This is a genomic window from Gammaproteobacteria bacterium (assembly GCA_024235095.1).
In the GTDB taxonomy this organism is placed as follows: domain Bacteria; phylum Pseudomonadota; class Gammaproteobacteria; order Competibacterales; family Competibacteraceae; genus UBA2383.
Genome location: JACKNC010000001.1, coordinates 1,439,514 through 1,451,651 on the forward strand (window position 1 = coordinate 1,439,514; position 12,138 = coordinate 1,451,651).

At 57.7% G+C, this 12,138-nt stretch carries 7 protein-coding genes; 3 read left to right on the forward strand and 4 right to left on the reverse strand.

What is annotated here, in order from left to right; translation table 11 throughout:
* Window positions 1-7: 7 nt before the first annotated feature.
* Window positions 8-4,282 carry a DUF4214 domain-containing protein gene (locus tag H6973_06415; protein ID MCP5125270.1) on the reverse strand — a complete coding sequence of 1,425 codons (4,275 nt, stop codon included), beginning with the start codon at window positions 4,280-4,282 and terminating at the stop codon, window positions 8-10.
* A gap of 278 nt (window positions 4,283-4,560) precedes the next feature.
* Here H6973_06415 and H6973_06420 point away from each other — a divergent pair, with 278 nt between their 5' ends.
* Both H6973_06420 and H6973_06425 read left to right on the forward strand, forming a co-directional pair.
* Window positions 4,561-8,109: a glycosyl transferase gene (locus tag H6973_06420; GenBank protein ID MCP5125271.1), complete on the forward strand. Its 3,549-nt coding sequence runs from the start codon at window positions 4,561-4,563 to the stop codon at window positions 8,107-8,109.
* 81 nt (window positions 8,110-8,190) lie between these two features.
* Window positions 8,191-9,057, forward strand: a complete 867-nt coding sequence (locus tag H6973_06425; protein ID MCP5125272.1) for an HDOD domain-containing protein — start codon at window positions 8,191-8,193, stop codon at window positions 9,055-9,057.
* Here H6973_06425 and H6973_06430 read toward each other — a convergent pair.
* The 3 genes from H6973_06430 to H6973_06440 are packed head-to-tail and all read right to left on the reverse strand — an operon-like array spanning window position 9,008 to window position 11,449.
* Complete coding sequence (locus H6973_06430; protein ID MCP5125273.1) at window positions 9,008-9,790, reverse strand: hypothetical protein; 783 nt, start codon at window positions 9,788-9,790, stop codon at window positions 9,008-9,010. The two genes, H6973_06425 and H6973_06430, sit on opposite strands and share 50 nt — an antisense overlap.
* A complete protein-coding gene (locus tag H6973_06435; GenBank protein MCP5125274.1) occupies window positions 9,780-10,760 on the reverse strand; it encodes a stage II sporulation protein M in 981 nt (326 codons plus the stop codon). The genes H6973_06430 and H6973_06435 overlap by 11 nt, the downstream gene beginning before the upstream one ends.
* The gene (locus H6973_06440) at window positions 10,757-11,449 is read right to left on the reverse strand and encodes an RDD family protein (GenBank protein ID MCP5125275.1); all 693 of its coding nucleotides are present in this window, start codon (window positions 11,447-11,449) and stop codon (window positions 10,757-10,759) included. The genes H6973_06435 and H6973_06440 overlap by 4 nt, the downstream gene beginning before the upstream one ends.
* Window positions 11,450-11,578: 129 nt before the next feature.
* Between H6973_06440 and H6973_06445 the strand changes: the two genes are divergently transcribed.
* Complete coding sequence (locus tag H6973_06445) at window positions 11,579-12,136, forward strand: DUF805 domain-containing protein (GenBank protein ID MCP5125276.1); 558 nt, start codon at window positions 11,579-11,581, stop codon at window positions 12,134-12,136.
* The last annotated feature ends 2 nt before the right edge of the window (window positions 12,137-12,138 follow it).

Genomic DNA, 12,138 nt, shown 5'->3' on the forward strand with positions numbered 1-12,138 from the left:
CAATGCCTCAGCCCAATCCTAATTGCGAGGTGATTAGTCCGTATGGCATTTTTGCCGTGTCGTTACCTTGAGAAGTATTAATGTCGAGTAAGTAATGATCGCCAGGGTGCGTCATGTTGCCCATGGTTCCGTTCCATAAATCCGGAGGGGATTGGAAAATATATGTTGTGCCAGTGTACTTACTATTATATGTAAGTTTACCGTTATTATGCAGGGTTATCCATGCGGACGTCATGGCACTGGAAATATACCCCTTTTCATGTGTGGTTTGGCGTATAGTAATCATGGACTTCGTCGCGGAGCCTAGCTGGTCTATGAACCGATAACTGTACCCTGATGCGCCCAGCGGATAGGTTGATGAACCCACCAGAATCACCATATCGTCCGACCCCAAATTTTCTGCGCCAGACCATTTGTTGTCTTCGGCTAAAGTGCCAATCCCACCTTCCCCGTCTTCATTGGGGAAAATGATGTAAATGGTGTAATTCGTGTCCGCGTCGAATATCCTGTCACTGTGGCATGAGGATCGTCCAGAACCAATATCAAAAATCACCACTGATTGGTCTGGGGTGATGGTATTGTTGGTGAAAGTGACAGTGACACTATTGTCCGACTGTGCGCTGAGATTGCCTGCGGCATCATCGGTGTAGACATGATAGGTTCCCGCAGCCAGTCCCATCGCAGTTAGATCGGTATCGGTATTGGCGCTGGTAATGGCCACCGAATTCCAGGTGTTGTCGGCTGCGCCGGTGATGTCGCTCACGTTGTTGACAGAAACGGAATCGCTGACCAGATAGGCCGTCCCCGTCTCACTGCTTTGCACTACCGCATGGCAATAGTCAGGAATGATTGCATGGGTTACCGTGGCGGTCGGGGGCGTGGTGTCGCTAGGCGCACTGCTAATGGTTACGCTATGAGCTGAGGCGGCGCTGAGATTGCCGGCGGCATCGACGGCATAGACGCGGTAGGTTCCATCGGCTAGGCCGGTGGCTGCTAAGTGGGTGTCGGTGTTGGGGCTGCTGATGGTTACCGAATTCCAGGCATCGTCGGCTGCGCCGGTGATGTCGCTCACGCTGTTGACCGTGACCGTGTCTTTGACCAAATAGGCCGTGCCGGTCTCACTGCTCTGCACCGCCGCGTGGCCGGTGTTTTGAATGGTGGCCGCGGCCACCGTGGCGGTCGGGGATGTGGTGTCGATTAGGAGGCTGTTCGTGGAGGCGGCGCTGAGATTGCCTGCGGCATCGACGGCATAGACGTGGTAGGTGCCGTCGGCCAGGCCGGTGGCCGCTAAATTGGTGTCGGTGTTGGGGCTGCTGATAGTTACCGAATTCCAGGCATCGTCGGCTGCGCCGGTGATGTCGCTCACGCCGGTGACCGTGACCGAATCCTTGACCAAATAGGCCGTGCCGGTTTCGCTGCTCTGCACCGCCGCGTGGCCAGTGTTTGGAATCGTGGCCGTGGTTACTGTGGCCATTGGGGCCGTGCTGTCGAGGGTCACACTATTCGTCGACGCCACACTCAGATTACCCGCCGCATCGACGGCATAGACGTGGTAGGTGCCGTCGGCCAGGCCGGTGGCCGCTAAATTGGTGTCGGTGTTGGCGTTGCTGATGGTGACTTGGTTCCAAGTATCGTCCGCCGCGCCGGTGATGTCGCTCACGCCGGTGACCGTGACCGTGTCTTTGACCAAATAGGCTGTGCCGGTTTCGCTGCTCTGCACCGCCGCGTGGCCGGTGTTTTGAATGGTGGCCGCGGCCACCGTGGCAGTCGGGGGCATCGTATCGATATAGACGCCCCGCGACGCTTGGGCTGTCGTGCTGTTGAGTGTGGCGCTGGCTACAATGGTCTCGCTGCCTTGCCCCATGGCGCTGATGTCGGTATCCGTCAGGGTGTAGCTCCAACTGGCGCCATTGACCGTTGCTGTTCGATTGTTGCTCCCGATACTGAGGGTCACCGTGGCGCCATCGGCGTTGGCGCCGGTAATCGTCGTGTGTTGCTCACTGCTGTTGATGATGTTGTCACCCGCCACGGCGTCAATGGCTATGGAGCTGGAGGACTGTTCTGTCGCATTTGATATGGCGCTAACCAACCCTTCGGTTTGGTCTGGATCGACTGTGTTAGCGCCATCGATTAGAACCTGCAGGGTGGTGGTGTCTAACGTGGCTGTTAAACCCGCTACTATGATGCTGGAAGTGAGGACATTGATAGTAGCCTGGGTGTTTCCGCTGAATTGTTGATCCACTCCAGACAGTGCCGCTAGAATTTGACCATAGGTATTGGCGCTCTGCGCATTGCCGCTTGAGTCGACAATGGTCTGAATGGAGTCGCCCGTCAGGTCTGTCAATCCGAAGGCTTGGGCGACCGCAGCGTTAGTATGACTAACAAGAGCCGCATCCAGCGGGTTGGTTCCGGCAGCCTCAACCGCTTTTTTGTAGGCTATCGTCGTCAATACATTGATATTTAAGGTCAGGGTAATGCCCTGAGCAGTGACAGTCCCGGTGCTGGAAAGCACCGCACTGTCCAGATCCTTGGGTTGGCCGGTGGCTTCGTCGAAGTAATCGGCTTGGCTCCCCGTACTCGCTACATGGATAACGACGACCCCAGTATAGGCGCCGACCTGCACCGTAACGCTACCATCCGCATTGATGACGCCTTCGCCCAGCAAAGTCGTGCCGTCCGCCGCATAGACCATCGCCTTGAGGTCGTTGCCGGCGACCACTGGTCCACCGATGACATGGCCCACGATGGCGTGACTCGGAGGTTCACCGCCGCCACCACCATCACCGCCGCCACTGTTAATGGTACTGACGATCACACGGTCGGTCGATGGTGAGCTGAGATTACCGGCCACATCGACGCTGTAGACCCGGTAGGCGCCATCGATCAGCCCTGTGGCCGACAGATTAGTGTCGGTGTTAGCGCTGCTGACGGTCACTGAATTCCAGGCGTTGTTGGCCGCATGGGTAATATCACTTACGCTGGAGACCGTGACCGCATCGTTGACCAGGTAGACCGTCCCGGTCTCGCTGCTCTGCACCACTGCATAACCACTGTTCTGGATCGTGGCCGCGGTCACCGTGGCAATTGGGGGTGTAGTGTCGATCGTGACACTATGGGCTGATGCCGCACTGAGATTGCCTGCTGCATCTATGGCATAGACGTGGTAGGCGCCATCCATCAGCCCGGCTGCCGACAGACTGATGTTGGTATTGGGGCTACTGAGGGTCACTGAGTTCCAGGCGTTGTCGGCTGCGCGGGTAATGTCCGTTATGTTGGAGACAGTGACCGCATCGTTGACCAGGTAGACCGTTCCGGTCTCGCTGCTTTGCACCACTGCATAGCCACTATTCTGGATCGTGGCCGGGGTCACTGTGGCGGTCGGCGCAGTGGTGTCGATCGTGACATCGGGCTGCAATACCCGATCATGAAATTCTTGGCTATTTAAGAACGTATCGATCACTTGGTCTCTGGTCTGAGCGCCGCTCTCCAGAGCACTCACCCAGTCGTTGTAAACTTGGGCGTCTCCCTCTCGATCAAGCAGGCCCAGATACAGCATATCCACCGCAACCTTTGAGGCCAGGGCGGCCCGGTTTTCCAGCGACTCGGTAAAGCTCAGCAGAACCGAAGCGCGGCTAACGCCATGCGCCAACTGTCCTTCCCAAAAGGCTTGACTTGCTGCATCAGGATCACGGCGCAACACCGTATGATAAAGGTGATCTACAAAGGCTGCATCGCTAGCAACAGCCAGCTTGGCCCATTCTAGCGATCCTAGAAAACTCGCGCTGATGGTCTCCAGGCTCGCGCCTTGCTGGATCTGTTGGACCCAGTAAGCAAAACCGGTGGCGTCCGGCATGCGGTCAAAGGCAGCATGGTAGAGGCGAGCAATGGCGCCTTCCTGACTCTGGAACTCCGGTGAGTCGAGATAAGCGGCTATCAAATCAGTACGGCTGATCACGCCACTCGTAAGCTGGCTTCTCCAGAAATCAAATCCACCCGTGTCTGCCTCCCGGCCCAGTAGATCACGGTAAATCTGCTGAATAAAGCGGGTGTCCGAGGTAAAGACATCGTTGTCCTTGACCAGAGGATTACTGCCCTGAGTAACTTCAATGGCGTCGGGCACCCCATCGCGGTCGGTATCAGTGGGTTTAAAGGGATTGTCTTCATTGCCGGTCGGCGCCGTCTGGCGGGCGACCGATAGGGTTTGAGATAAGGCGCTGGATACGGTGGCCGCATTGGCATCAGTGTGAACGGTGGTAAGCCCGTTCTGGATCGTCAGGGTCATCTGCTGGTTATCCTCAATATAAGTCGTGGCGCCGCTAATGGTGACCGTAGCGAAGGTTCACTGATATTAATAATATATATTCGACTGTCAAAATTTTTTGCTTGACAAATTTTGCCACATAAGACGGTCTGCTTGACCTGGGAGTGAGCTGGAACCTGGAAGTCAGGAATATTAATGGATATTTTTTGCAAACGAGGTACTTACCGTGTAATTGCGGGAATTTCGGCCCGATAAAGCTACACTATTAGGGAGAACCTTAATTCGCTGGGAGATTATTCATGCACGCCGACCTGATCCAGCACGCCCAAGCCGTCGGCGGTCACGTGCTTGTCCGTGGCCGCTATGCGACTTTTCTCACCGCCGCCGGCACAGGCTATTCAGCATGGGGCGACCTGGCGCTGACTCGCTGGAGCGCGGACCCGGTTGAGAACAACGACGGCCTGTTCCTGTATTTGCGTGATCTTGATAGCGGCGTCTTCTGGTCATTAGGCCAGCAACCGGCGCTGATATCAGCGGAGCGCTATGAATCCTGCTTTACCGCAAGCACTGCCGAGCTGCGCCAGTTTAATGAGGGTATCGAAGCCCGACTGGATCTCTGCATTGCCCCGGACGCAGACCTGGAGCTTCGACGGGTGATCTTGCGCAATCCTGGAAAAAGTCCCCGGCGCATCGAAATCACCAGTTATGCAGGAGTAGTGATCAATACCTGGGCGGCGGATGCGGCTCATCCGGCCTTTTCCAAGTTGTTCGTGCAAACCGAGTGGGTGGCCAAGCAGGGCGCGCTCGTGGCCCGGCGGCGACCGCGAACTCCTGGAGAAAAGGGCTGCTGGCTGGTTCATGCGTTGGCTGGCGAGGATGGAAATGAGAAGGCGCAACCGCCGCAGCACGAAACTGACCGCGCCCGTTTTATCGGTCGCGGTTATTCGCTGGCTGCACCCCACGCGCTGGTCGAAAAGGAACCATTGTCAGGCACTGTAGGTAACGTACTTGATCCTATTGTCAGTTTGCGCTGCTCACTGGAACTGGCTGCCGGCAGCGAGGTGTCGCTGACCTTCCTGCTCGGCGCGGCTATGGATCGGGAAACCGCTTTGGATCTGGTGGTTCGCTATGCTTCCGCAACCCGCATTGAAGCATCGTTCATGGCCGCATCGAGCGCCGCGTCGCTACTCCGTCCAAGCGCGCTGAATATGAATAGGGGTCGGAAATCTACGCGATATTATGAACCTGCGACTGAGTGCGCCGCCCATTCTTCCAAGAATTTTCTGCCCCTTCAGGGAGCAGAGTTAAGAGCAGGAGATGAAGAGCGCGGGAAAGGCGGCAGGTTTGAGTCTGACGCGGAATCCCTGCAATTCTGGAACGGCTATGGAGGGTTCAACGCCAGCGGTGATGAATATGTTATTCGGCTGACGCCGGACGCCAACGGCCGCTTGCGTCTGCCCCCGCAGCCTTGGGTTAACGTCATCGCCAATCCACAGTTTGGTTTCCTGACCAGCGAAAGCGGCGCGGGCTATACCTGGAGCCAGAACAGCCGCGAAAACCGGCTGACTCCCTGGTGCAACGACCCCATCCTCGATCCGCATGGCGAGGCGCTGTATCTGCGTGATGAGGACAGTCACCGATTCTGGTCGCTCACCCCCGGGCCAGTTCCACAACCTGTGCCCTACGAGATTCGCCATGGTTTCGGTTACAGCCACTATCGCCATGTCAGTCAGGGTTTGACGCAGGAAGTCTGGTTGTTCGCCGCCCGTGAGGAACCGGTCAAGCTGATCCTGATTCGGCTGCACAACCCTGCCCGTCAACCCCGATGCTTGTCCCTGTTCGCTTACGCCCGACTGGTGCTGGGAGTTTTGCCGGGCGACCATGCCCGAGAGCTGGCGATTGAGCAGGATAGCGCCACGGGGGCGTTGCTGGCGGAGAATCACAACCGTGAATTCACTGGCCGGATCGCCTTCGCTGCGGTTTCCCCAACGGACAGCGTACCCATTCATATCAGCGGCGATCGCGCGGCTTTCATCGGCAGACATGGCAGCCCTGCTTGTCCCGCAGCACTGTCTCGCGACAAAATCCTCGATGGACGACTGGGCACCGGTCTTGATCCCTGTTTCGCCTTGCAAGTGACGTTGCGGCTGGAACCCGGTGCGACCTTGGAGCGCGCTTTTCTGCTGGGCGAGGCGGGCAGTCGAGATGAGGTCCGCCGGCTGATCGGTCACTATAGCGAGGATGGAGCGGTCGCAGCGGCGCTGACCGAGGTTCGCCACGCCTGGCGGGAGCGACTGGCGGCAGTACGGATTCAGACGCCAACCCCTGCGCTCGATCTGATGATCAACGGCTGGGCGGCTTATCAAACCCTGAGTTGCCGATTATGGGGGCGTTCGGCTTTCTATCAATCAGGTGGCGCATTTGGCTTCCGCGATCAATTGCAGGACGCCGCTGCACTGATTTATCACGATCCCGCCTTGACGCGCCAACAGCTACTCCTGCACGCCGCTCACCAGTTTATCGAAGGCGATGTGCTGCACTGGTGGCATCCACCAGCCGGTTACGGCATTCGCACCCGATTCAGCGACGACCGGTTGTGGTTGCCTTGGCTGGCGGCATTTTATGGTCGGGCGACCGGTGACTGGAGCGTGTTTGACGAACCGGTGCGCTTTCTCCAGGCGCGAGAGTTGGAATCGGGTGAGAATGAAGCGTTTTTAACGCCAGAGGATTCTGGCAAGGCCGCCAGTCTGTACGAACACTGCTGCCGCGCGCTGGATAGTTCGCTGACCCAAGGCGCGCATGGTCTGCCGCTGATGGGCAGTGGCGACTGGAACGACGGCATGAACCGGGTGGGTCGCGAGGGGCGTGGCGAGAGCGTCTGGCTGGGGTTTTTTCTGTACGCCATCCTGGGCGACTTCATTCCGGTCTGTGGCCGGAACAGTGACTATAACCGGGCGCGGCGCTATGCGGCGTTTCGCAGCCATCTGGCTGAGGCGCTGAACGAACAGGGATGGGACGGCGAATGGTACCGCCGCGCCTGGTATGACAATGGCGAAGCGCTGGGTTCAAAAGCCAGCGACGAATGTCGGATTGACGCGCTGGCACAGGCTTGGGCGGTGATGTCCAGGGCCGCGCCGTGGGCCAGGGCGGAAGCAGCGATGGATGCCGTCGAGCGCCATCTGATTTCGGAACCGGACGGCTTAATCCGATTGCTGGCCCCGCCCTTTGCGAATACCCCGCAGGACCCTGGCTACATCAAGGGTTATGTCGCCGGAGTGCGTGAGAATGGCGGTCAGTACACCCACGCGGCCCTGTGGGTGGTGCGCGCCCTGGCGGAGTTAGGCAGGCGGGACCAGGCGGCGCGCTTGCTGGAAATGCTCAGCCCGGTCAGTCGCACGCTGACGCCGGAAGCGGTCGCGGTTTACCGGTTGGAGCCTTTTTCGGTGGCTGCCGATATTTACGGCGTTGAACCGCATGTGGGGCGTGGCGGCTGGAGCGGTTACACGGGTTCGGCGGGCTGGCTGTTGCGGGTTATGCTGGAATCCATTCTGGGTCTGGAGCTGGTCGAGGGACACGCCTTGCATTTGCGTCCCTGTATTCCCGATGAATGGCCAGGCTTTGATTTACGTTATCAGTTGCCGGATGGCGAAACCGCTTATGAGATTCATGTGCGTAATCCTGATGGCCGGGCCAGGCGAGTGGTCGCCGTGGAAATCGATGACCGTCCTGGGAGAATCGAATATGGCTCGGCCTATGTGCCGCTGTTCCAGGATGGTCTGGTCCACCAGGTGTTGGTGACCTTGACCGAGGCGACTGAAGATACGGCGACAACGGGTATTTCCCTGTAAAAACATTCCGAATTTGCTACATTTTGCACGGGCGACGGTCCGATCGCCCTTCATTAACATTGGCCATTGGGTTGCTCCGTTATGACTCCCGAATCTCTGGTGCAAGGCACCCATACCCTGTTTTCCCTGCCCGATGTGGCTTTTCGGGTCAATGAGCTGATTGATCAGCCCAATACTCGACCGTCGGACTTGGCTGAAGTCATTCTGTGCGATCCCGGCTTATCCGCGCGCCTATTGCGCCTGATCAACAGCGCGTACTATGGATTATCCAAGCCGGTGGATACCGTTTCGCAAGCCATTTATTTGATTGGCCAACGGGAATTGCGGGACTTAGTAGTCGCGACATCGGCAGTCAACTTGTTCAAGGGCTTGCCGCCGGAACAGGTGAACATGGAAATATTCTGGTTTCACAGTATCGCCTGCGGGATCGCCGCACGGGAACTGGCCCGGCGTTGCCGCCTACCGGAGGGTGAGCGGTTATTCCTGGCGGGGCTGCTGCATAGCGTGGGCAAGCTGGTTTTTTACAGCCAATGCCCCGATCAATATCGCCAGGTCTTGCAAAGGTTCGAACAGGAAGGGGTGGATACGGTCGCCGCCGAGCGCCAGGTCTTCGGTTTTACCTATGCGGATCTGAGTGCTGAGCTGCTCAAAACCTGGCGGTTTCCCGAGCGCCTGTGGGTCGCGGTTGCTCATCATTTGGAACCGGCCAAAGCTCCAAATTATTGGCTGGAAGCAGTGATTGTCCATGCTGCTGTCTATGTTGCGGACAGCCTGCAACCCAGCGCCAATGTGACTCCATTGACCGTGGATTCGCCGGATATTCTGGCGTCGCTCGCCGATATGCTCTCCCTGCCGCCAGAGTCCCTAGCGGCGCTCCCTACTGAAATCAACCTTCAGGTCATCGAGATTTTTGAGATTGTTCAGCCGGGTGCGACGCTGATTTACTGAACCGCATCGCCATTTTCCGAAAACCCAGTTCCAGGTCCCAGGCTTCCAGCCAGGTGCGGCGGTTGAGATAAAGCGCAAAACCGGCGGCGACATAGAACGGCTCCACTAGACTCAATCCACAGAACCCCACGACATTCAGCCAAAATTGTCCCCAGGCGTCGCTGTCATCGAGCAGATCAGAAAATTCCAGCGCCACGAAATCGGGGACCAACATCCACACCAGAGCGATCAGCGCGAAATCCAGAGCAATTTCCAGGTGCAGACCCACCACAGTCAACCACACCGCCGCCCCTCGGCCTGGATAACTCAAATCGCGCAACCGTTGCCGGCGGGCTTTGCCCGTCAATCCTTCCAGTTGTCCGATCGGCAACGTGAAGGAACGGGCGGAATCCAGACGCCGCCAGGTCAGCGCCGTCAGTGCCTGCCGTCGGCATAATAATCCCGGCAAGGCCCGCCAGAACTGGCGCTGATTCGGCGGATCGGCAAACAGGGCGTGACTGAACATATACAGCAACGGACGATCCAGCAGGGGTTTCAGCCACCACATCAGCCACGGCGCCAACCACCAGTGTCCCCAGCACGCCAAGTGCAACAGCACAAATAATGGCAGCGCGACCGCAAACCAGGCGGCATAGACCGCACTGAACCACTGACGCACCATCGCCATGCCCAGGTCGGTGGCTTCCCAGGCGTTGCGCCGGCGCAGTTCAGCGTTGATGGTTTCAAGCGCCACGCCGGCCCGCCCGCGTCAGATAAAGAATCACCAGTAACCAGCCACACGCGCCGACCGCGTATTTAATGTCCGCCGGAATCGCTCGATTGGAAGACCAGAACGCTTCGATAAACGCCGCCAGCAGCAGGAGCGCGACCGCGCCCAGAATCAACCGGACGCCGCCGGACGCCGCTTGCCGCAAGGCTTCCACCCGATGCAACCGGCCCGGCGCGAGAATGGCCCAACCCATTTTCAACCCCGCCACTCCGGCCAGCATAATACCGGTTAATTCAAAAGCGCCATGACCTGCGATGAAGGTATAAAAAGTCTCGATAAACCCTTGCGCCGTCAAATAACCGGACACCGCGCCAATGAAGAGTCCATTGAATAACAACATGAAAGCGGAACCTACGCCGAACAACACGCCGCCGGCGAAAGTGCGGAAACCCAAGCCGATATTATTGTGGATGTAGTAGCCGAACATCGCCAGATCACTCGCGGGGTCGCGGTCGTCAGCCGTCGGATCAGGCGCGTACATCGTTTCGAGATCGGCGACTGCATCTGGCGGCAGCAGACTGTAAATCAATTCCGGGGCCTGATAGACCGCCCAGCCCATGCCCAGCAACGGCAGATAGAACAGCGCTGCGCAGAGCCAGAACAGTTTGGCGTCGGCGCGCACTCGTTGTGGAAAGTCGGTGGTCAAAAAATCCAGCGCCACCTGCCAGCGCCGTTGCGGAGCGCGGTAAATCTGCTGATAGGCGCGCAAGGACCACTGATTCAGCCGCGCCAGTAGCGAACCGCTGTAGCGTCGGCAGCGCGCGATAGCCAGTTGCTGACAAAGCTGGCGGTAGGCAGCGGGCATCTCGGCGACCGGTAAAGGGGGTGTCGTGGGCGTATTCTTCGGCGCCCGCTGTCCCTCCAGACGATCCAGTTGCGCAGCGAACGCCTGCCAGCCAGCGGCATGGCGATCCTCGAAGGGCCGTTGCTTCATGTTTCCTCCCCCGCCAGCCAGCGGGCATAGGCGCATAGGCGTTCAACGCCAACCACGCCATAAAGCCCGGTTTGACCGGCCAACAGGTTTGCAAGCTCCGCCTGCCGTTCCGGGTTGAGAGTGGCGCTGCGTTCGGCGAAGTCGATGAGCAATTGTTGTTCGGCGGAACTTAACGGGAAAGGCGGCGGCAACGCGGGACCGGGTGGTAGTTGTGGCGCGGCGGTGGGCGGGTCACGGTAAATGACCAACGTACCCGCCGCCAGATCGCCTAACCGCTGAAAATCACGATTGCACAGCATGGCCGCCAGTCCAAAGCCATACAGAAAGGGCAGGAAATCCACTGCCCGCAGTAGGTTGCGAATCAACGCCCCCGGCCAATCGATGGGCGTACCGTTCGCATGAATAACCTTAAGTCCCAGGACCTTTTTGCCAGGCGTCGCGCCGCCGGTATAGACCTCGAACACTGCCGGATAGAGCCATTCCGCCAGGAACAGGATAATCAGCCACAGCCCCAGTCCGCCTTTTCCCAGCACCGCCAGCGCCATCAACATTACCCACAATGCGCCGTAACGAATCAGACTGTCCACGTTCCATGCCAATATTCGCGCGACCGGCCCCGCCACCCGCAGGCTCAATTCAATACCTTCCGGAGTTTCGATATGGCGGAGCGTGTCGATTGGCGCGGCGATGGACTGGGATATCATATTGATTTATCAAGTGTATTATCGAAGATGCATTGCTTGTCGTGGAACTATAGTTGTATTGCGACTCGGTTCGGTGGCTTCTACAATTCTTGCAAATCAATCATGGAGTATGCAATGAACAATCCCAGCCCCTATGAACCTCCTCGTAGCGCTATCAAGCCCCCGACATCTGAGGAATTTAGCGAAATCAAGATCTTCTCGGCACAAGGCCGAATCGGTCGAGTGCGCTACATAGGCTATTTGGTGGGATTGGGGTTATTGACTTACTTGATCACGGTATTACTGGGCCTGGCAGCCGGATTGCTTAAAGATTACCCCATCATGAGGTTGATCATGAGTGGTTTGATTCTCTTCGCAACGCTGTTGAGCATTGCCGTAACCATCCTGTTGGCGATCCAGCGTCTTCATGATTTTAACGCCAGTAGTTGGTGGTCGATATTGACGCTAATTCCGCTGGTTAATCTAGTATTGATGATCATTCCCGGCTCCCAGGGACCGAATCGTTTCGGCAATCCACCCCCGCCTAATACACTGGGCGTTATCCTGCTGGCGTTGATTATGCCGTTAATTATGGTGATTGGCGTCATTGCCGCCATCGCCATTCCCGCGTATATGGATTACACGAAACGCGCCCAGGAGGCGACGTCCAGCAGCGTGCCTTTGCCACAATAGTC

Bases quoted from the DNA above. Each gene is read 5' to 3' on its own strand.
- H6973_06415 (MCP5125270.1), bottom strand. From the start codon at position 4,282: ATGACCCTGACGATCCAGAACGGGCTTACCACCGTTCACACTGATGCC.
- H6973_06420 (MCP5125271.1), top strand. From the start codon at position 4,561: ATGCACGCCGACCTGATCCAGCACGCCCAAGCCGTCGGCGGTCACGTG.
- H6973_06425 (MCP5125272.1), top strand. From the start codon at position 8,191: ATGACTCCCGAATCTCTGGTGCAAGGCACCCATACCCTGTTTTCCCTG.
- H6973_06435 (MCP5125274.1), bottom strand. From the start codon at position 10,760: ATGAAGCAACGGCCCTTCGAGGATCGCCATGCCGCTGGCTGGCAGGCG.
- H6973_06445 (MCP5125276.1), top strand. From the start codon at position 11,579: ATGAACAATCCCAGCCCCTATGAACCTCCTCGTAGCGCTATCAAGCCC.